Below are 20,781 nucleotides of genomic sequence, written 5' to 3' on the forward strand. Positions count from 1 at the left end.
AGGGCGCCCATGCAGATCGACGCAGAGCTGGGAGAGGCGACGGCGGAGACCGGAACCGCTCCGGGCCGCTCGCTGCGCGACACCGCCTATGAGGTGCTCAAACAGCGCATCATCATGTGCGTGTTCCGCCCCGGAGAGGCCCTGAGCGAGGCGCAGGTGGCGTCCAGCCTCGGCCTCGGCCGCACCCCGGTGCGCCAGGCGTTCGACCGGCTCATGCGCGACGGCCTCGTGGAGGTGCTGCCGCGCAAGGGCATCATCGTGCGCCCCATCAGCGCCGACGAAGTGCGCCACATGGTGGAGGTGCGGCTGCTGAACGAAGGCTTCTGCGCCCGCCTTGCCGCCGAGCGGGCCGACAGTGCCACCCTCGCCGCTTTGGCCGACAATGTGCGGCGCGGCGGCGCGGCGGCGGCGGAGCGTGATGTTGCAACGGCCATGGCGCTCGATCGCGCCTTCCATGCCACCATCTCGGCGGCCGCCGGCAACCCGGTGCTGGGCGACATCCTGAAGAATCTGCACGAGCGGGCGCAGCGGGTATGGTTCGTGTCGCTCCGCGATGCCGGCCATCATGCCCGCGTGGTGGACGAGCACGCCGCCATCGCCGACGCCATCGCCGCCCGCGACGGCGACGGCGCCGAGGAGGCGACGCGGGCGCACATCCTCTCCTTCGCAGCAAACATCACGCGGCAGCTCTGAGCCCCCCGCCTATCCCCGGGCTGGCGGGCGGCCCGGGGGCACGCTCTGGGCTTCGCGGGTGCGCACGAAGGTCCAGATGACGCGCGGCGTGCGCACCACCTCGCCCGACAGCACCAGTTGCGCGGTGCGGCGCGGGCCACCGGCGGCGGCGAGGTCCACGCTTTCCTCCACCCCCAGCGGCACGTGCGGCGCGGCGAAGGCCCAGGCCTCACCGTTGGGCAGGCTGAGCAAGGCGGTGTGGGGATCGTCCAGCCGTTCCACCGTCACGGACGGATGCAGGTGGAAGCGGATGGCGAATGTCTCCGCCGGCAGCTTGGCGCCCTCCTCGGCCGCCTTGAACACATCCTCGCCGTCCAGCCGGTTGCCTTCCATGGCGAGGCGGAACGAGCGCTGGTGGATGAGGCCGAACGGCTCCGCATAGCCATCGTGGCTGGCGCGCAGCAGCAGCGCATTGTTGCGGGTACCGCGCTGCACCTCCACGTGCTTGGGTCCGGAGACGATGGGCGCGCCGAAGATGCGCGTCATGGAGCCGCCCTGCAGGAAGCGGCAGGACGAGGTGTCGGCGATGACGGCTGTGGAATGGGCCGCGGTGGAGCGCGCCACCTGCCGCCACATCTCCCGATGCACCTCCGGCACGCCGCAATTGATGACGATGCGGTGCCGGCCGGAGGAGAATTCAAAGGCGAGGCAGCTGGCATGGGCCTCCCAGCTCGCCATGGCTGGGGGCGGGGGGCCGGTGTCAGCGATCACCATGAGGGCGCGGGCATCGAGCCGCTGGTAGCCGGAATAGGGCGCGTTCGCCACCGGCGCGCCGCGGGCGTCGTCGAAGGCGAGGATGGTGGCGAGTTGGTCCGCCGCCGTGTGCCCCATGCCGTGGAAATGGGCGAACGCCCCGTCGCCATGCCGGAAGAAGCGCAGCATGGGCATCATCCGGTCCACCGCATTCATGAGCGCGGGGGGTGCCGGCTGGTTGCGCGCGGTGAAGGCCTGGCGCAGCGGCAGAAGATCCAGCAGCAATTCGATGAGCATGCCGGGATTGCGGGTGAGCGGGCCGCCATCGGGCAGGATCTGGCGGTCCAGCTCCTCTGACAGGCGCTTGTCCGCCGCCTTCAGCAGCCGACCCTGGTCCGACATGCACAGGCCGGCGAAGACGAGGGCGGTCACCGCCAGCATGCGCGGCTGGCCGTCCGGCGCGTCGTTGGCCATGCGCCGCAGCTGGCGCACCTGCCGGGCCAGCGAGCGCATGAAGCGGCGGTAGAAATCGTGGTCGGCGTCCTGCAGCAGGAAGGTGGCCTGGGTGAGCCAGGAGATGATGCGCCGCGCCGCCACGTCCGGCCGCGCCGCCACCGCCCGCGCCTTGCCGGGATCGCGCATGAAGTCGCCCACCAGCGAGCGGGCATTGGCACGGGCGATGGTGGTGCCGGCGGCCTTCAGGTGCCGCAGCCAGCCGAAGCCGTGCAGCGCCTCGGCCCATTCCACGGAAGGTGGCACCAGCTCGAACGGGGTGCGCCCGTCCAGCAGCATCACCTTGCCGGCGAAGGCGAAGCGGCCGGAATAGATCTCGCTGGCCAGCGTCGCGTCGCCGGTGCGCAGGTCCTGGGGGGCGATGAGCAGTCGCTCGGGCACCGGCACCGGCACGTAGCCGAGCGCCATGGTACGGCCGCCGAGGCGCGCAAGCACCTGCTGCGACCACAGCTCCGCGAGGAGGGCCATCAGGCGCGTGCGCTCTCTCAGGCCGCTCCGGCTCACGGCTCTCCCCGCTGACGGGGCGAGACCCTTGGCCAGGACGCCTCTGGCGAAAACGCCCTTGGCCACGACCTGAAGAGGCCCCGCCGCTCCATTCCAAATCCGCATGCGCTCGTCTTCACCGACTGATTCGCAACGGATGGGAGGGCCGACCGGGCCGACCGGGCCTGAGACCTCAGGCCCGGCGCTTCAGCCGGGCGGCGAAGAAGCCGTCGAGACCCGACCGCTCCGCTTCCCCCCGCATCCAGTGACTGGGAAGAGTGCGCACATCCCCTTGAGGAGTTATGAACGGATCGATGCCTTCCACCTCTCCGGGCACGATTGGTGCGCGGATTATATCACTGCGGGCGGCCAGCAGCCGTTCAACCTGCTGTTCCCCCTCCTCCGGCTCCAGCGAGCAGGTGGAATAGACCAGGGTGCCGCCGGGCTTGAGCAGGTCCGCCGCATGGGCGATCAGCCGGGCCTGAAGGCCGGCAAGGGTGACGAGATCCCCCGGCCGCTTGTTGACGGCGATGTCCGGATGGCGCCGGAGCGTCCCGGTGGCCGAGCACGGCGCGTCCAACAGCACGGCATCGAACGGGCCGCCGGAAAAGTCGGCCGCATCCCCCGCCACCACCTGGGCGGAAAGCTTCAGGCGCTCCAGGTTTTCCTTCAGCCGGGTGAGGCGGGACGACGAACGGTCCACGGCGGTGACGATGGCACCCGCCGCCGCAAGCTGCGCCGTCTTGCCGCCCGGGGCGGCGCACAGGTCCGCCACCTTCAGGCCCTTCACGTCGCCCAGCAGCCGGGCCGGCAATGCGGCGGCGGCGTCCTGCACCCACCAGTCGCCCTCGGCGAAGCCCGGCAGGGCGCGCACCGGCCCAGCCTGCAGGACGCGCACCGAGCCGGTGGGCAGCACCTCGCCCGACAGGCGCTCCGCCCAGAGCGCCGGGTCGGCCTTCACGGTGATGTCGAGGGGCGGCTCCACCTTGTGCATGGCGGCGATGGCGCGGGTGGTCTCAAGGCCGTACGCCTTGATCCAGCGCTGGCCCATCCATTCCGGCGTATCGGCGAAATCGGGGCTGATGCCCACCATCAGCGCGTCCGCCTCGCGGGTGAGGCGGCGCAGCACGGCATTCACGAGGCCTGCGAACCCGGCAGTGTTGCGGTCGGCGCGGGCCACGTCCACGCACAGGCCCACGGCGGCATGGTTGGGCACGTCCATGAACAGGATCTGCGTCGCTCCGGCCAACAGCACGGATTCCAGCCGCGGCGCGGATTTCGGCAGACCGCGCTCCATCAGCTTGGCGATCAGGGCGCGCAGGGTCCCGATGCGGCGCAGGCTGGTGGCGAGGATGCGGTAGGCCAGCGCCCGGTCGCGCGGGTCGAGGGCGACATCCGCGTCTAGGGCATCCTCGAGCGCGGCACCGTGGCGCAGCACCTGCTCAAGGCCGTCCACGGCGAGGATGCGGGCGGCAAGGCCGGGCGTCGCGGCGGCAGGTTTGCCAGCAGTAGGTTTGCCAGGAGCCGGGGCGGATCCTGAACCGGGGCGGCGGGCGGGCTTGTGGGCGCGAGAAGGCGGTTTCATCGCGCAAGGTAGAGCACGAACCATGTGCCCGCGCCAACGGCTTTGCCACGCGCCGCCTTCCGCACGCGCGCTGCGCCTCGTTTACCTTGCCTCGCCAGCGCCGATCCCGTAAGACGCATTCGTAACGCCCCGGACCTGAGCCGGGGCTTTCCTTTGTGCGCGCGTGCGTTGCGATGCACCCGCGCCGGACCGGGAGGCGCCTTAAGGTGGCCAACGTGGTGGTAGTCGGCTCCCAATGGGGCGACGAAGGCAAGGGCAAGATCGTCGATTGGCTGTCGGAGCAGGCGGACGTGGTGGTCCGCTTCCAGGGCGGCCACAATGCGGGCCATACGCTGGTCGTCGGCGGCGTCACCTACAAGCTCTCCCTTTTGCCTTCGGGCGTGGTGCGCGGCGGCAAGCTCTCCGTGATCGGCAACGGCGTGGTGCTGGACCCGCAGGCGCTGGTGGACGAACTCGCCCGCCTCGCCGCCCAGGGGGTCGAGATCGGTCCCGACCGGCTGCGCATCGCCGAAACCGTTCCGCTCATCCTGCCGCTGCACCGCGAGCTGGACGCCCTGCGCGAGAGCGCCACCGCTGAGGGTGCGCGTATCGGCACCACCAAGCGCGGCATCGGCCCGGCCTATGAGGACAAGGTAGGCCGTCGCGCCATCCGCCTCGTGGACCTCTCCGACCCGTCCACCCTGCCGGCCAAGGTGGATCGGCTGCTGACCCACCACAACCTCATCCGCCGCGGCCTCGGCATGGAAGAGGTGAACCGCGACGCCCTGGTGGCCGAGCTGCTCGCCATCGCCCCCAAGGTCCTGCCCTTCATGGACCGGGTGTGGGAACTGCTCGACAAGGCGCGGCGCGACGGCAAGAAGATCCTGTTCGAGGGCGCGCAGGGCGCGCTTCTCGACATCGACCATGGCACATACCCCTACGTCACCTCGTCCAACACGGTGGCGGGATCGGCGGCGAGCGGCACCGGCATCGGCCCGGGCGCTCTGGATTACGTGCTCGGCATCACCAAGGCCTACACCACCCGCGTGGGCGAAGGCCCCTTCCCCACCGAGCTGACCGACGAAGTGGGCCAGACCCTGGGCAGCAAGGGCCGCGAGTTCGGCGTGGTCACCGGCCGGGCCCGCCGCTGCGGCTGGTTCGACGCGGTACTGGTGCGCCAGACGGTGCGCACCTGTGGCATCCACGGCATCGCGCTCACCAAGCTCGACGTGCTGGACGGGTTTACCGAACTGAAGGTATGCGTCGGCTACAGGGTTGACGGTAAGGAAATCGATTACCTGCCGGCGGAGAGCGGGGCGCAGGCGCGCGCCGAGCCCATCTACGAGACCATGGAAGGCTGGCAGGATTCCACCGCTGGCGCACGCTCGTGGGCGGACCTGCCGGCGGAGGCGGTAAAGTATGTGCGACGGGTGGAGGAGCTCATCGGCTGTCCGGTGGCCGTGCTCTCCACCAGCCCGGAGCGCGATGATACCATTCTGGTCCACAATCCGTTTCAGGCCTGATCTTCGGGCGTGACGCGGATCCGGAGCATTTCACGCGGCGCGAACTGCGGTTCGCGTCCAGGAAATGCAGCATATAAATGCGATAGGGCGTCTTTCATGACCTTGTGTCATGGCAAGCTGCCCTAACGGCTCAAGGCGAAGCGCACGTCTCTCATGGCTGACTACTACCCGTTGCTGGTCCGCGCGATTTCGAGCCTGCCCCAGAAGACCGGGGAGGGTCGGCGCGCGGTCTATGACCGGGCCCGCACGGCCCTCATGCGCCAGCTGCGCGGGGTGGACCCGCCTTTGCCAGAGGGCGAGATCACCCGCGAGCGCATGAGCCTCGAAGAGGCCATCCGCCGGGTCGAGGCCGACTACGCCCAGCAGGACAATTCAGCCGACACCGTCGAGGACGAGGCCGAAGCCGCCCCCGAGGACCGGGAGGAGGCGGAGCCGACTGCCGCGCCTGAGCCTCCCGCCCATGCGCCTGCCGCTCCGCCCACCGCCAGGGATCTGCTGCGCCCGCCGCCGGCCGCGCCGGCCGAACCGCACGCTCCCGCGCCCGAATCCAATGGCCGTGCCGAGCGCCGCCTGCCGCCCCGCCAGCGCAGCGAGGAGGAAGAGGACGACGCCGAGGCCGACAGCCGCCCGCCAGTGCGCGGTCGCGGCGAGGTGCGCAGCCGGGTCGCCGCCGCCAACGGCGCCCGCCACTCCACCAATGGGGAGGGCGGCCCCTCCTGGAAGAAATTCGCCCTGTGGCTGGCGCTCGCGTTGCTGGTGCTGGGCGGCATCGCCTTCGCGGTGGTGAATCGTGACATGTTCCTGGGCGGCTCCTCCGAGCAGCGCGCCGCCGCACCGGCCGCTTCCGGCTCCAGCGACCAGCCCAAGATTTCCGACCGGGTGGTGCGCGCCTCCGGCGATGCCGCCCGGCGCGCCCCGGCCGCCGCGCCCCGGGCCGGCGGCGGTCCCGCCCGCGCCGTGCTGCTGGAGGAGACCCCCGGCGGTGCCCAGCCGCAGGTGTTCGAGGGCACCGTGGTCTGGAAGACCGAGACCGTCAACGCCGGCCCCGGCCTTCCCCCTGACATCGGCCTGCGCGGTGACGTGGTTATCCCCGAGCGCAAGATCAACATGAGCTTCGTGCTCCGCCGCAACACCGACCAGACCCTGCCGGCCTCCCACACCATCGAGATCGGCTTCAAGCTGCCCGACGACTTCCCCTTCGGCGGCGTCTCCAATGTGGATGCGGTGCGCATGAAGCCGAACCAGCAGGCCCTCGGCACACCGCTGGCGGGCCTCGCGGTGCGGGTGAACCCCACCCTGTTCCTGGTCGGCCTGTCCGAGAAGCCTGCGGACCGCCAGCGCAACGTGACGCTGCTGCAGGCCTATCCGTGGCTGGATACGCTCATCACCTACACCAACAACAAGAAGGCGGTCCTGGCCTTCGAGAAGGGCCCCGCCGGCGAGCAGGCCTTCAACGATGCCTTCTCCGCCTGGGGCGAACTGCTCCAGCGCCCGCCGGCCCAGCCGGCCGCGCCGGCGACCCAGAACGGCGGCTGACGGGCTGAAACGCCCGCCATCGACGGGCGATCGCGCGCCATCGCAGCCCGGCTCGGCCGGACGTCCGGGACTGCCACTGGAATAACACTTCCGGCACGCCACCACCGGCTCACGTGGTGAGTTGAGCCCGCTGGTCAAGCCGGAAGGCGACGGTGGTGGGAATGGGCGGGCAGTGGCGGAAAAGACAATCCGGGCTGTGCCTTCACCCCTCGCGCCGGAGGCCCTTCAGCCGATAGAGCGCATCCAGCGCCTCGCGCGGGCTCAGGCTGTCGGGGTCGATGCCGTCGAGGGCCGCGAGCGCCACCTCGGCCTTCGGGTCCACTGACGCGGCGGCCGCAGGCTTCGGGCGCACCGCGAACAGGGGCAGGTCATCGATGAGCTTCTGGGCCGGAGAGGCGCGCTCGGCCGCTTCCAGCTCCGCCAGCACCGCCTTGGCGCGGGTGATCACCGCCTCCGGCAGGCCGGCGAGCTTGGCCACCTGGATGCCGTAGGAACGATCCGCCGCCCCCGGCACCACCTCATGCAGGAAGATCACGTCGCCATGCCATTCGGTGACCTTCACCGTGGCGTTGGAGAGCCGCTTGCAGCGCTGGGACAGGGCGGTCAGCTCGTGGAAATGTGTGGCGAACAGCGCCCGGCAGCGGTTCACCTCGTGCAGGTGCTCAAGGCTGGCCCAGGCGATGGACATGCCGTCGAAGGTGGCGGTGCCGCGCCCGATCTCGTCGAGGATGACCAGGGAGCGGGCGGTGGCCTGGTTCAGGATGGCGGCAGTCTCCACCATCTCCACCATGAAGGTGGAGCGTCCGCGGGCGAGGTCATCCGCCGCGCCCACGCGGGAGAACAGCCGATCCACCACGCCAATGCGCGCGGACCGGGCGGGCACGAAGGCGCCGGCTTGCGCCAGCACGCAGATGAGCGCGTTCTGGCGCAGGAAAGTGGACTTGCCGGCCATGTTCGGCCCGGTGACCAGCACGATGCGCCCGTCCTCGAACCCCTCCGGCGGGGAGAGGTCGCAATCGTTGGGCACGAACGGCCCGCCCTCTTTGGCGAGGGCCTGCTCCACCACCGGATGTCGCCCGCCGGCGATGGCGAAGGCGACCCCCGGCTCCATGTGCGGGCGCACATGGTTCTCCACCGCCGCAAGCTCTGCAAAGCCCGCAGCCACATCGAGTTCCGCCAGCGCCTCCGCGGCGGCGCGGATGGTCTCGGTCTCGGCCACCACGGCGGCAGCCAGCCGGTCGAAGATGGCCTGCTCCAGCCCCAGCGCCCGCTCGCCGGCGCTGGCGATACGGCTCTCAAGATCGCCCAGCTCGACAGACGAGAAGCGCACCGCCCCCGCCATGGTCTGGCGGTGGACGAAAACGGCGTCGTGTGGCGCCTCGCGCAGGCGGTCGGCGTTCTGGGCGGAGACCTCGACGAAATAGCCGAGCACCGCATTGTGCCGGATCTTCAGGGCGCGCACGCCGGTCTCGTCCACATAGCGCCGCTCCAGCGCCGCCACCACGCGCCGGCTCTCGTCGCGCAGGGCACGCGTCGCATCCAGCTCGGCGTCGCAGCCTTCGCGGATGAAGCCGCCGTCGCGGCGGTGGGGCGGCAGGCTCTCGGCGAGCGCCGAGGCGAGGTCGAGCACCAGGGCATGGGGCACCCGCGCCAGCGCCGCCACCGAGCGGGCAAGGTCCGCCGGTGGCTCCCCGCTCAACAGGCCGGCGATGGCGAGGGCGCCGTCCAGCGCATCGCGCACGGCGGCAAGGTCGCGCGGGCCGCCGCGCTGGAGGGCGAGGCGGGTGACGGCGCGGGCCATGTCGGGGGCGCGGGAGAGCCGGGCGCGCAGCTCGCGCCGCAGTTCGCCCTCCTCCACCAGATGGGCGACGCCGTCGTGCCGGGCACGGATGGCGGCAACGTCCGTGAGCGGCTCGGCGATGCGGCGGGCGACGAGGCGCGCCCCGGCCGCCGTCACCGTGCGATCCACGGCGGCGAGCAGGGAGCCACGCCGCTCGCCGGAGGTGGTGCGCACCAGCTCCAGATTGGCCCGCGTGCCGGCATCGATGGCCATGATGCCGCCTTCCGCTTCCTTCACCGGACGGGAGAGCAGCGGCTTGGCGCCCAGCTGGGTGCGATCCACATAGGCGACGATGGCCGCCGCCGCGATCAGCTCGGCGCGGGCGAAGGTGCCGAAGGCATCCAGCGCCGCCACGCCGAAGAAATCGGCGAGGCGCTTTTCCGCCCCCGCCCCGTCGAAGGACTGGCGCGGCAGGGGCGTCACCGCCGGAAAGGCCCGCAGCAGCGCGCGCAGTTCGCCGTCGTCCAGCACCGCGTCGGAGACCAGGATCTCCGCCGGATCGAGGCGGGCGAGGTCGCCGGAGAGGTCGTCACGCGCGGTGGCGGCGACCCGGAAGCTGCCGGTGGACATATCGGTATAGGCCAGCGCGTAGGCGAAATCCTCCGGCCCCGATCCGGCCCGCACGCGGGCGAGCGCCGCCAGCACGTTCTCGCGCCGGGCATCCAGCAGCGCGTCCTCGGTGATCGTGCCGGGGGTGACGAGGCGGGTCACGTCCCGCCGCACCACGGATTTCGGTCCGCGCTTCTTCGCCTCCGCCGGGTCCTCCAGCTGCTCGCACACCGACACGCGGAAGCCCAGAGCGATGAGCTTGTGCAGATATTCCTCGGCGCGGTCGATGGGCACGCCGCACATGGGAATGTCCTCGCCCAGGTGCTTGCCGCGCTTGGTCAGCACGATGCCGAGCGCCTGCGAGGCGGCTTCCGCGTCGGCGAAGAACAGCTCGTAGAAATCGCCCATGCGGTAAAACAGCAGGCTGTCCGGATTGGCCGCCTTGATCTCCAGATACTGCGCCATCATGGGCGTGACACGCGCCTCCTCCGCCCGCGCGGGGGCGGGAGCGGCGCTGGCGGCCTCGGGGGAGTCCTGCGGAAGATCTGGGGTGGCGGTCCGGGCGCGGTCTGGGCTCATGGGCGCACGGTATCGGGCGGTCCGCGCCCTGTCAGCGCACGCGCGCCCGGCATCGACAGGAAATACGGGGATGGCGCCGCACAGGGCCGCGGGCGGAAACGTCCGGCTTCGATCCGAACGCGGGCGCTAAAGGACCGGACGGCGCGGGCCTCGCCTCACCCCCACGGACCGCGGCGCTGGCCACCCCCGGGGTCGCCACCCCACGGGTTGCCGCCCGGCGGCCGCACCGCGGGAGACGGGCCGGGCGCAAAGCCGCCGCTACCCATCTGCTGCGACAGGGCGCGCAGGGCGGCGATGCGGTTCTCCACCGCCGGATGGGTGGAGAAGAGATTGTCCATCCGCGCCCCCGACAGGGGATTGATGATGAACATATGGGCCGTGGCGGGGTTGGATTCCGCCTCATAATTGGGCACTTCGTGGGCCGCACCGGAGATCTTCGCCAGTGCCGATGCCAGCGCCATGGGCCGGCCCAGGATCTCGGCACCGCCCCGGTCGGCCTCATATTCCCGCGAGCGGGAGATGGCCATCTGCACCAGCATGGCGGCGAGCGGGGCCAGGATCACCATCAGGATGGTACCGATGGCGCCGAACGGGTTGTTATTGTTGCGGTTGCCGCCGCCGAACAGCAGGCCGAAGTTCGCCAGCATGGAGATGGCGCCGGCGATGGTGGCGGTCATGGTCATGGTGAGGGTGTCGTAGTGCTTGATGTGCGCCAATTCGTGCGCCATCACCCCCGCCACCTCCTCGGGGCTGAGGGACTGGAGCAGGCCGGTGGTGGCCGCCACTGCGGCATTCTGCGGGTTGCGGCCGGTAGCGAAGGCGTTGGGCTGCGGATTGTCCATGATGAACACGCGCGGCGGTGGCAAGTCGGCCCGGCGCGCCAGCTCATGCACCATGCGCACGAAGTCCGGCGCGGTGGTCTCGTCCACCTCGCGCGCGCCGTACATGCGCAGCACCATCTTGTCGGAATTCCAGTAGCTGAACAGGTTGGTGGCCGACGCCACCACGAACGCGATCATCATGCCGCCCCGCCCACCGATGGCGAAGCCCACCGCCATGAACAGGGCGGTGAGGCCGGCAAGCAGGATCGCCGTCTTCAGGTGATTCATCCCGTCCTCCCGACGCGCGAGCCGCGCCTCGACCTAAAGGATGGGAGGGCGGCCACACCGACGCAAGGGGAGGTCCGATGGAGAGGTCGGACGCCCGGATTTCGCGGGAGCCGTCCTGGAGACGCGCCGGCCGGGCGCGGGCTCAGATGTCGCGGGAAAGGCGGCTCGCGGGCACGCACTTCCAGCGGCCCACCTGCCACTGGGGATGCTCCTCGCTCCACTGGGCGATGGTGAACTGCGACGACATCATGCAGGCGGTGGGCGCGGCCACCTCCACCGAAACATTGATCCGCTCTTCCCGGCAGGTGGCCGGCGCGGTGATCAGGCACGCATAAAGCACGACGAACATGACGGTGACTTCCCCATTTGGCTGTGCTGGGTCTGCCGCCCTTCCGTTTTCCGTCCCACTGCCTCGCACCGGCAGTTTACCTCTGGCTCGCGGTATTATCGTGATCTACCGCCGGTCTTCTTATGAACTTCTCAGCATTCACTGCAAGGCAAATACGATGCCAAGGACAGCTGCTTTGCAGCCAGACTCTCTTGGAACCCGGATCTTCTCACCGGGCGTGGCGAACGACCGCGGCTGCGGCTTCAAGCCACGCTCAGGGTCGGCACGTTTATCCAGCCAATCTTGCCATGAAAGCGGGGGGAAGCCCCAATAACGTCTTCTAACCGATCATGACCGCAGCAAAATCTGCGGATTTGCGCGTTTCGAGGGCAACAACGCTCTCGCTGCAGTGCCGCATGGTTTCCCCTTGCGGCCGGCTTGCTGGCGAAGGCGGGCTCGGCTAGTGTCCCGCCGCTATCTGGTGAACCGGTTCGGCACTCCTGCCGGGCGCTGACAACAAGGGTAGGCGGCATATGACCGCTTCCCGGAATGCCTTCGGGGCGGTCATCCCTGTTCGATCTACGAGGGAGGGCATAAGGTGGCTAAGATTAACAAGGTTCTGATCGGTGAAGCGCTTGTCGGCGACGGCAACGAGGTGGCTCACATCGATCTCATCATCGGGCCGCGCGGCAGCGCCGCCGAGACGGCGTTCTGCAACAGCCTCACCAACAACAAGGACGGCTTCACCTCGCTTCTCGCGGTGCTCGCCCCCAACATGCCCTGCAAGCCCAACACCCTGTTGTTCAACAAGGTGACCATCAAGGATGCGCGGCAGGCGGTGCAGATGTTCGGACCCGCGCAGCGCGGCGTCGCCAAGGCGGTGCAGGACGCGGTGGCCGAAGGCACCATCCCCGTGGACGAGGCCGACGACCTCTATATCTCCGTCGGCGTGTTCATCCACTGGGAAGCGGCGGATGACGCCAAGATCCAGCAGTACAACTACGAGGCGACCAAGCTCTCCATCGAGCGCGCCGTGGCGGGTTACCCCTCCGCCAAGGAAGCGACCGAGCAGCGCGATCTGGTGAAGCACCCCTTCGCGGCGGCCTAGAGCGGAAACCACCCTGGGCAGAGCGGCGACCTTCCGGCGATGCCGAAGGGTCTGCTTCAGCGGTTGGCCGCCCTATTTTTCAACAAGTAAGTCTGAAGCGACCGGTGGCATCCCCGCCGGTCGTTTCTTTTTGGGCACGGCTTGACCGATGGCCTGTGAGCGGACCCGCTCGGCATCGGTCAATGACCGGGGCCGACGATATCAAGGTTTCGCGTCGCGCCGGATGAAGGCGCCGAACGCGCGGGGGCCCTCACCCACCTCCACCGTCGCCACCACCTTCAGGGTCTGCACGTCGATGGTGGAGAGCGTGTTGTCGAACCAGTTGGCCACATAGACCTGCCGGCCATCGGCGCCGGCGGCGATACCTTCGGGATATTCGCCCACATGGACGAGGCCCCGCGGCTCCAGCGTCGCCACGTCGAACACGCTCACGGTGCCGGCATACTGGTTGGTGACGAAGGCAAGGCGTCCGGTCAGCGCCACCGCATAGGGCCGCGATCCCACCTTCACCGTGGCCACCACCGCGCGGGCGGCCACATCGATGACGCTCACGTCGTCCGAGCCAACATTGGCCGTATAGGCGCGCGTTCCATCCGCCGAGAGGGTGATGCCGAACGGCCGCTTGCCCACGTGGATTACCGCCACCCGCTCCAGCCGCGCAGCGTCGATGACAGAGACGGCGTCGTCGTCGCGGTCGGCCGACAGCACGAAGGCACCGTCCGGCGTCACCGCGAGGCCGGAGGGGGAGGCGCCGGCAGGCGCGGTGTGGATCTCATCGGGCTTGTCGGGGTCCACCACCAGCAGGCGCGCGCCGTACCAGTCGGCCACATAGACCGGACGTCCGGCCGGGGCTACCGCCACGCCGAGGGGACCGCCGGTGAGAGGGATGCGGGCGATGACCTTGCGCGCCGCCGTATCGATGACGCTGAGGGCCTTGCCCTCGGGACTGGTGATGAAGGCGCGCCGGCCGTCCTGCGACACCGCCACGCCCGCCGGCTGGCCGGGCACGGGAATGCGGGCGACGAGACGCGCGGGCGCCCCGTCCGTGCCGCGCAGATCCACCACCGCCACCTCGTTGCCGGGCTGGTCGGTGACGAAGGCTTCCTCCGCCGCAGCGGAAGCGACAGAAGCGGCAGCACCCAGCAAGAGCGCGAGGGCGGCGACAGCCCCCCTCGCCTTCAGCCCCATCAGGAGCCCTTTTCCAGCTTGGCCTTCAGGGCGTCGAGGCCGCCGCGATAGACGCCGGTCACCGCGGCGATAGCGGCCTCGTCGCTCAGCTCCGGCGGCGGATCATTGTTGGGGTAGCCGCGATAGAAGGCGCCGCGCCACTCCACCTTGGAATGGGTGGCGTCGATGGGCGTGACGGTGATGGTGGAGGAATAATTGGTCACCGGCAGGACTTTCACGTCCACTTCCGCGATGCGGTAGGAATAGCTCTTCTGCTCAGGCTCGAACTTGTAAAGCACCTCGTCGATGGTGCCGCCGCCCTGCAGCGTGAGCTTGCGGGTCGCGTCGATGGCATTGCCGCCCTGTCCGGTGTTTGCGGTCACGGCCGGATGCCAGCTCATGTCCTGGAAATTGCCGATGGCGGCCCACACCTTCTCGGCGGGGGCGTTGATCTCGACGGTCTCCGTCACCTTCTTGCGGGTGGGGCCGTGCGCGTCGGCGGCGACGGGCAGGAGCGCAAGGGAAAACGCCGCGGCGGCGGCAAGCAACAGCTTCATGAAACACGTTCCTCCGATGGTGCGGCCCGTTCCCCGGGCCGTAGTCTTGTGCAAATGCGCCGACGGCGAGCGGCGGTCCTATCTGGGGTCGAGCGGCGGCTGGTCCGGCGCAAGGATGCGATTCTTCATCAGGTAGCGCACTCCGCGCAGCCAGGATTCGTCAGTGTTGCCGCGGATGTCCACCTGTCCGCCGCGCACCAACCTTTCTGTCCCGCCCACCTCCTTCACCCGGATCGTGAACGTGAGGATGAGATTGGAAAGCTTGCGCACCATGCCGAGCACCTCGAGCTGAGCGCCGGCGGCGCCGGCAATCTCCGCCTCGCAGCCGTTGCACTTGTAGAAGGGCCCGAGCTCGGCGATGCGTGCAGCCTCGCCCTTAAGGTCCACCGGCGCCATCTCGCCGGATTCGGCGATGAGCCGGGCCAGCTCCGCATTCACCAGCTTCAGGCGTGCCGCCTGCTCGGCCAGCACGTCGGGCCGAGTGTCGAGGGTATCATCGAAGAATTCAAAGCCGAACACGGCGGTGGGCACGCCCGCAGCCGCCGCCGGCCCGCAGGCGAGCACCCCTGCGAAGGCGCAAGAGATGGCCAACGCTACGGCAAGGCCCGCGCCGACACGCCGGGCGGTTTGAAGACCCTTGTAAGCACACCACATGGCGCCAACCTTTTCGGGGTGAGGGTGTCACAGCCGCACCGGGCGTGGCAAGCCGGGAACATCTTATTGTTTTCTTAGATCTATTCGGTTGCACCCCTCAGACGATGGTGTCTAGATCTTCGCCTCTTCGGACGTGATCGTACCGGACCCTGCTCAAGCGATGCTGATTTTGGCCCCATGCTGATCCGCGTTGTTCGCCCGCTGCTACCGGCCGTGCTGCTCGCGGCGGCGGCTTTGTGCCCGGTGGCTGGCCTCGGTCTGGCACAGGCGCAGCAGCCGCAAGCGGATGCCACGGCGCCAGCCGCGGCCAAGCCCGACGCCGAGGCGAAGCCGCTGGATATCCGCATCGGCCTCATCACCCGTGCCGTGCCGCCGCCCCCGCTCTACGACCTCCTGGCGGTGCCGGAAGACGAGGCCGTGGCTGGCGCGGAACTGGCCCTGAAGGACAACACCACCACCGGCCTCTTCACCGGCCAGAGCTTCGCCCTTGAGACCACCACGCTGGCCGAGGACGACGACCCCGCGGAGGCCGCCCGCGCCTTGGTGGCGAACGGCACCCGCCTCCTCATTGTCAACCTGCCCGGTGCCGAGTTGCTCAAGGTGGCCGATGCGGTGAAGGACAAGGGCGCCGTCGTGTTCAACGTGGGCGCCACCGACGATGCCCTGCGCGCCCAGGACTGCCGGGCCAACGTGTTCCACGTGGCGCCGAGCCGCGCCATGCTCACCGACGCGCTGGTGCAGTTCCTCGCCACCAAGCGCTGGACCAAGCTGTTCCTCATCACCGGCCCGCAGCCGGCGGACGCCCTCTATGCCGAGGCGCTGCGCCGCTCGGCGAAGAAGTTCGGGCTGAAGATCGTGGCCGACAAGCCCTGGACCTTCGGCCCGCTGGGGCGCGAGCGCTCCGACAGCATTACCCGTTCCGATGCTTTGGTGTTCAGCCGGGGCGTGGACGCGGACGTGATCGTGGTGGCGGACGAGGCCAACGATTTCGGCAATTACATTCCCTTCCGCACCTACGAGCCGCGCCTCGTGGTGGGCACGCAGGGTCTCACCGCCTCCACCTGGCATCCGGCGCAGGATGCCTGGGGCTCGGCGCAATTGCAGAGCCGCTTCCTGCGCTCGGCCTCCCGCACCATGCGGCCGGCGGACTACCAGGCCTGGGTCGCCGCGCGCATGATCGGCGAGGCGACCACACGCACCAAAAGCGCCGACCCCGCCACCCTTGCCGCCTTCCTGCGCACGCCGGATTTCAGCCTCGCGGCCTTCAAGGGCGTGCCGGTGAGCATCCGGCCGTGGGACCAGCAATTGCGCCAGCCGCTGCTCATCGCGCAGCCCCTCGACATCGTCTCGGTGGCGCCGGAAGACGGCTTCCTGCACCAGCGCACCCCCCTCGACACCCTCGGCACCGACGAGGGCGAATCCCGATGCCGCCTGAAATGACGCGGCCTGAAATGACAGCGCGCGAAAAGCGCCACCGTCCGGGAGGACACTTCATGACCCTTCTTCGTCTCCGCCGGCTTGCCGCGCTGCTGGCCGGCGCCGCCGCGCTGCTCGCCGCCGACGCCGCGTCCGCCTATACGGTCTATGTGTCCAACGAGAAGGGCAACACCATCAGCGTGATCGATTCCACCACGCTGGAGGTGAAGCAGACGGTGAAGGTGGGCCGGCGCCCGCGCGGCATCACCATCAGCCCGGACGGCAAGGCGGTCTATGTCTGCGCCAGCGACGACCACGCGGTGCAGGTGATCGATCCCGCGACCCTCAAGATCCTGCGGAAGCTGAAGTCCGGTCCCGATCCGGAGCTGTTCGCGCTGCATCCCACCGGCAACCCGCTCTACATCGCCAACGAGGACGACAACCAGGTCACCGTGCTCGACGTGGAGGCCAACAAGGTGATCGCCCAGGTGCCGGTGGGCACCGAGCCGGAAGGCATGGCCGTGAGCCCGGACGGGAACACGCTGGTGGCCACCTCCGAAACCACCAACATGGCCCATTTCATCGACACCAAGACCAACAAGATCATCGGCAACGTGCTGGTGGACGCGCGCCCGCGCTTCGCCGAATTCTCCGCCGACGGCAAGCGCCTGTGGGTGTCGGCGGAAGTGGGCGGCACGGTCTCGGTGATCGACCCGCAGACCCGCCAGATCATCAGGAAGATCGATTTCAAGATCCCCGGCGTGTCCAAGGAATCCATCCAGCCCGTGGGCGTGCGCATCACCAGGGATGGTAAGCGCGCCTTCGTGGCGCTCGGTCCCGCCAACCGGGTGGCGGTGGTGAATGCCGAGACTTTCGAGGTGGAGAAATATCTCCTCGTGGGCCAGCGGGTATGGCAGCTCGCCTTCACCCCCGACGAGAAGCTGCTGTTCACCACCAACGGCAATTCCAACGACGTGTCCGTCATCGACGTGCCGGAGCTGAAGGTGGTGAAATCCATCAAGGTCGGCGGTGCCCCGTGGGGCGTTGTGGTCTCGCCCCAATAGGTGGCAGTCTTTCACGACGGCCTCAGCATGGACGCGGCCAACCGAATGGTCACCAGACAAACGATTCAAAGCCAACGTCATGGCCGGCCCTGTCCCGGCTATCCACGCGGATCGGCCGGGTGCGACCTCCCGAAGCGCAGTACTGGCGGCACGGCGTGGATGCCCGGCACAAGGCCGGGCATCCACACCGGTTTGGGGACGCGGACGCCGGCCTACGTTCAGGCGGTCATGTCTTCGCACTGCCCCGGAGAGGCGGCATGAACGATCAGGAAGCGCCGGCGCTGGAAATCCGCGCGGTCAGCCACGCCTTCGGCGCCCGGCGCGCCCTCGACGACGTGTCGCTGACCGTCCCGGCGGGGCGCTTCGTGGCGCTGCTCGGGCCCAATGGCGCGGGCAAAACCACCCTGTTCTCGCTGGCGACGCGGCTCTACAGCACGCGCGAAGGCGCGGTGCGCATCTTCGGCCGCGACCTCGCCTCCGCGCCGTCGGCGGCACTGGCGGAGCTGGGGGTGGTGTTCCAGAACCGGACGCTGGACCTCGACCTCACCGTCAACCAGAACCTCGCCTACCACGGCGCCCTGCACGGCCTTTCCGGCCGGCCGCTGAAGGCGCGCATCTCGGCGCTGCTGCATCTGGTGGGCCTCGCCGACCGGCTGCACGAGAAGGTGCGCACCCTTTCTGGCGGGCAGGCGCGGCGGGTGGAGATCGCCCGCGCCCTCATCCACCGCCCGCGCCTGCTGCTGCTGGACGAGGCCACCGTGGGCCTCGACCTTTCTTCCCGCGCCGCCATCGTGGACATCGTGCGGCGGCTGGTGGCCGACGAGGGCCTCGCGGTGCTGTGGGCCACCCACATCTTCGACGAGGTACATCCGGAGGACGACATCTACGTGCTCGACAAGGGCCGCATCATCGCCCACGGCACCGCCGGCGAAGTGGCCGGCGGCCATCTCGCCCCCGCCCGCCCCAAGGCGGAACCTGTCCCCGAGGGCGGCACGGCCGCGCTGGAAGCCGCCTTCCGCGCCATGACGGCGGCCCGCGCAGGGGATGCGGCATGAGGACAACAGCATGACCGACACCGTGCTGCCGCCCCGCGTCCTCGCCCCGCCCGTCGCCCGCCCGCTGGGCCTGGCCGGCCATGCGGTATGCCTTGGCGGCATCGTGAACCGCGAGCTGCTGCGCTTCGTGCAGCAGAAGGAGCGCTTCCTCTCCGCTCTGGTGCGGCCGCTGGTGTGGCTGTTCATCTTCGCAGCCGGCTTCCGCAGCGTTTTGGGCGTGTCCATCATCCCGCCCTACGACACCTATGTGCTGTACGAGGTCTATGTGACGCCCGGCCTCGCGGTGATGATCCAGCTGTTCAACGGCATGCAGTCCTCCCTCTCCATGGTCTACGACCGGGAGGTCGGCTCCATGCGGGTGCTGCTCACCAGCCCGTTCCCGCGCTGGTTCCTGCTCTTGTCGAAGCTGGTGGCGGGCGTGGTGGTGTCGCTGGCGCAGGTCTATGTGTTCCTCGCCATCGCGCGGCTGTGGGAGGTGGAGATGCCGCCCATCGGCTACCTCGCGGCGCTGCCCGCCTTCATCCTCACCGGGCTGATGCTGGGCTCCATCGGGCTGGTCATCTCCTCGCTGATCCGGCAGCTGGAGAATTTCGCCAGCGTGATGAACTTCGTCATCTTCCCCATGTTCTTCGCCTCCTCCGCCCTCTACCCCCTGTGGCGGGTACGCGACGCGAGCGAGACGCTCTACATCGTCTGCATGGTCAATCCCTTCACCCATGCGGTGGAGCTGGTGCGCAACGCGCTCTACGGCGTGTTCGAGCCCACCTCCTTCGCCGTCGTGCTCGGCACCACCATCGTCTTCTTCGCCCTCGCCGTCGTCGCCTATGATCCCGGGCGCGGCATCATGGGGCGGCGTGGCGGTCCCAAAGGAGAAGCCGCGTGATACGCTCCGTTTCGCTCCCCCTCATCGCCGCCGGCCTGCTCCTGGCCGCATCCCTGCCGGCGCTGGCCCAGCCCAAGGCCGACCCGGACTGGCCATGCATGCAGCGCAAGGCGCCGGAGATCGATCTCGCCCAGGTGTGGAACGGGCCGGACCCCGCCACCGCCGGCAAATGGACCGACGACCAGGAGGCGGCCACCGTCGCCCAGAGGATCTCCTCCCGCCGCACCCCCATGGACGAGGTCGACGTGGTGCTCCAGCTCTTCGCGCGCGAAGCCGGCCCCGAGGCCAACACAAGGCTGCTGCGGGTGATGGCTGGAACCTACGAGATCATCAACACCGAGCGCAGCCGCATCATGCACGGCATCGAGCGCTATGCCCGCGGCCAGCAGCGCCTCGCCGACCGCATCCGCGAGGAGGGCGAGAAACTCAGCCAGGCGAAGGCCACCGCCGTCATGACCAACGTCCCCGCCGAGAGCGCGGAGACCAAGACCCTGGACGAGCAGTTGACGTGGGACGCCCGCATCTTCGACGAGCGGGCGCGCTCCCTCACCTATGTGTGTGAGATGCCGGTGCTGCTGGAGCAGCGGGCCTACGAGATCGGCCAGCGCATCGCCGCGCGAATGAAGGGCGGGTGAGGCGGTCCCTTCGCTCAAGCGCCGCGCGGGCTGAAAACTGGCCCCCGCTCAAGCGCCGCGCGGGCTTTAGCCCAGCCCCTTGATGTGCCCGATGAAGGGCAGCTGGCGGAAGGCGTGGGCCACGTCCATGCCGTAGCCGACTACGAACACGTCGGGGCAGGTGAAGCCCACGAAGTCGGGGTCGATGTGCACCGCCCGCTTGCCGGGCTTCTCCAGCAGCACGCACACCAGTACCCGCCGCGCCCCGCGCGCCATCAGCAGATCCTTGGCGAAGGCCAGGGTGCGGCCGGATTCCAGAATATCGTCGATGAGCAGCACGTCGCGGTCGCGCACGTCGCTCTGCACGTCGCGCAGGATCTCCACCTGGCCGGAGGAAACCGTGGCCTCGCGATAGGAGGACACGTGCATGAACTCCACCTCGGGCTCGAGGCCCGAGCCGTGCAGCGCGCGCAGCAGGTCGGCGGCAAACATGAAGGAGCCCTTCAGCACCGCGACGGCGAGCAGGCGCTCCGGATTGGTGGCGGCGATCTCGACCGCGAGGGAGTGGTTGCGGGCGGCGATGCGGTTCTCGTCGTAGAGAACGGTGACGTTGGGCAGGGTCATGGTTCCTCATCGCAAGATGCGCGAGCATGGGCCTTATGGGACGGGGCGTCCACCCGGACGATGGCCGGGCACCCCGGCGAGGGCCGTCGCGGATGTATACCGGCCGACACCGGAAAGCACTGGCAGCCCTCATCCACCCTCCTCCACCCTCCTCCGCGCGCGGGTGCGAGGCGACGCCCGGATCATCGTC

Annotated in this window: 18 protein-coding genes; 9 read left to right on the forward strand and 9 right to left on the reverse strand. The window is 69.4% G+C overall.

The annotated features are described in order from the left end of the window. The first annotated feature begins 9 nt into the window (after positions 1 to 9). The gene (locus tag V5F66_RS09975) at positions 10 to 693 is read left to right on the forward strand and encodes a GntR family transcriptional regulator (RefSeq protein WP_394093772.1); all 684 of its coding nucleotides are present in this window, start codon (positions 10 to 12) and stop codon (positions 691 to 693) included. Positions 694 to 702: 9 nt separating this feature from the next. Here the strand turns inward: V5F66_RS09975 and V5F66_RS09980 are convergent, their stop codons facing one another. Further along, the gene (locus V5F66_RS09980) at positions 703 to 2,406 is read right to left on the reverse strand and encodes a heparinase II/III family protein (protein ID WP_394003177.1); all 1,704 of its coding nucleotides are present in this window, start codon (positions 2,404 to 2,406) and stop codon (positions 703 to 705) included. Positions 2,407 to 2,614: 208 nt separating this feature from the next. After that, on the reverse strand, positions 2,615 to 4,030 hold the full coding sequence (locus tag V5F66_RS09985) for an RsmB/NOP family class I SAM-dependent RNA methyltransferase (RefSeq protein WP_394093773.1): 1,416 nt from the start codon (positions 4,028 to 4,030) through the stop codon (positions 2,615 to 2,617). A 182-nt stretch (positions 4,031 to 4,212) separates the two neighbouring features. On the opposite strand from V5F66_RS09985, the gene V5F66_RS09990 reads away from it, so the two are divergent. Next, complete coding sequence (locus V5F66_RS09990; RefSeq protein ID WP_041574978.1) at positions 4,213 to 5,508, forward strand: adenylosuccinate synthase; 1,296 nt, start codon at positions 4,213 to 4,215, stop codon at positions 5,506 to 5,508. Positions 5,509 to 5,661: 153 nt separating this feature from the next. After that, positions 5,662 to 7,044, forward strand: a complete 1,383-nt coding sequence (locus V5F66_RS09995) for a hypothetical protein (protein WP_011995715.1) — start codon at positions 5,662 to 5,664, stop codon at positions 7,042 to 7,044. Between the two features lie 202 nt (positions 7,045 to 7,246). Here the strand turns inward: V5F66_RS09995 and mutS are convergent, their stop codons facing one another. The 3 genes from mutS to V5F66_RS10010 all read right to left on the reverse strand — a co-directional run bounded on the left by mutS (position 7,247) and on the right by V5F66_RS10010 (position 11,470). Then, positions 7,247 to 10,012 carry a DNA mismatch repair protein MutS gene (gene mutS / locus V5F66_RS10000; RefSeq protein WP_394093774.1) on the reverse strand — a complete coding sequence of 922 codons (2,766 nt, stop codon included), beginning with the start codon at positions 10,010 to 10,012 and terminating at the stop codon, positions 7,247 to 7,249. Positions 10,013 to 10,167: 155 nt separating this feature from the next. Next, positions 10,168 to 11,121, reverse strand: coding sequence for a zinc metalloprotease HtpX (htpX, locus tag V5F66_RS10005; RefSeq protein ID WP_394093775.1), 954 nt, complete (start codon positions 11,119 to 11,121; stop codon positions 10,168 to 10,170). A gap of 142 nt (positions 11,122 to 11,263) precedes the next feature. Next, a complete protein-coding gene (locus tag V5F66_RS10010) occupies positions 11,264 to 11,470 on the reverse strand; it encodes a hypothetical protein (RefSeq protein WP_041574977.1) in 207 nt (68 codons plus the stop codon). 577 nt (positions 11,471 to 12,047) lie between these two features. Between V5F66_RS10010 and fae the strand changes: the two genes are divergently transcribed. After that, a complete protein-coding gene (gene fae, locus V5F66_RS10015) occupies positions 12,048 to 12,557 on the forward strand; it encodes a formaldehyde-activating enzyme (RefSeq protein WP_011995711.1) in 510 nt (169 codons plus the stop codon). A 201-nt stretch (positions 12,558 to 12,758) separates the two neighbouring features. Here the strand turns inward: fae and V5F66_RS10020 are convergent, their stop codons facing one another. The 3 genes from V5F66_RS10020 to V5F66_RS10030 form a co-directional block, all read right to left on the reverse strand. After that, on the reverse strand, positions 12,759 to 13,745 hold the full coding sequence (locus tag V5F66_RS10020; RefSeq protein ID WP_394053828.1) for a YVTN family beta-propeller repeat protein: 987 nt from the start codon (positions 13,743 to 13,745) through the stop codon (positions 12,759 to 12,761). After that, complete coding sequence (locus V5F66_RS10025; RefSeq protein WP_394053827.1) at positions 13,745 to 14,281, reverse strand: SRPBCC family protein; 537 nt, start codon at positions 14,279 to 14,281, stop codon at positions 13,745 to 13,747. The genes V5F66_RS10020 and V5F66_RS10025 overlap by 1 nt, the downstream gene beginning before the upstream one ends. 78 nt (positions 14,282 to 14,359) lie before the next feature. Continuing rightward, a complete protein-coding gene (locus tag V5F66_RS10030) occupies positions 14,360 to 14,935 on the reverse strand; it encodes a DUF3280 domain-containing protein (protein ID WP_394053826.1) in 576 nt (191 codons plus the stop codon). Positions 14,936 to 15,112: 177 nt separating this feature from the next. Here V5F66_RS10030 and V5F66_RS10035 point away from each other — a divergent pair, with 177 nt between their 5' ends. From V5F66_RS10035 to V5F66_RS10055, 5 genes are all read left to right on the forward strand, one after another. Then, positions 15,113 to 16,375, forward strand: a complete 1,263-nt coding sequence (locus V5F66_RS10035; RefSeq protein WP_394053825.1) for an ABC transporter substrate-binding protein — start codon at positions 15,113 to 15,115, stop codon at positions 16,373 to 16,375. A gap of 53 nt (positions 16,376 to 16,428) precedes the next feature. After that, complete coding sequence (locus tag V5F66_RS10040; protein WP_394053824.1) at positions 16,429 to 17,415, forward strand: YVTN family beta-propeller repeat protein; 987 nt, start codon at positions 16,429 to 16,431, stop codon at positions 17,413 to 17,415. Positions 17,416 to 17,672: 257 nt separating this feature from the next. Next, positions 17,673 to 18,470, forward strand: coding sequence for an ABC transporter ATP-binding protein (locus tag V5F66_RS10045; RefSeq protein WP_394003196.1), 798 nt, complete (start codon positions 17,673 to 17,675; stop codon positions 18,468 to 18,470). A gap of 10 nt (positions 18,471 to 18,480) precedes the next feature. After that, positions 18,481 to 19,353 (forward strand): ABC transporter permease, encoded by an 873-nt coding sequence (locus V5F66_RS10050; protein ID WP_394003198.1) that lies wholly within the window; start codon positions 18,481 to 18,483, stop codon positions 19,351 to 19,353. Then, positions 19,350 to 19,988: a hypothetical protein gene (locus V5F66_RS10055; protein WP_011995703.1), complete on the forward strand. Its 639-nt coding sequence runs from the start codon at positions 19,350 to 19,352 to the stop codon at positions 19,986 to 19,988. The genes V5F66_RS10050 and V5F66_RS10055 overlap by 4 nt, the downstream gene beginning before the upstream one ends. A gap of 66 nt (positions 19,989 to 20,054) precedes the next feature. Here V5F66_RS10055 and hpt read toward each other — a convergent pair whose 3' ends face one another. Beyond that, positions 20,055 to 20,591, reverse strand: coding sequence for a hypoxanthine phosphoribosyltransferase (hpt, locus tag V5F66_RS10060; protein ID WP_011995702.1), 537 nt, complete (start codon positions 20,589 to 20,591; stop codon positions 20,055 to 20,057). Between the last annotated feature and the right edge of the window lie 190 nt (positions 20,592 to 20,781).

Origin of the sequence: Xanthobacter versatilis, assembly GCF_043193975.1 — a bacterium.
GTDB classification, from domain to species: Bacteria; Pseudomonadota; Alphaproteobacteria; order Rhizobiales; family Xanthobacteraceae; genus Xanthobacter; species Xanthobacter autotrophicus_E.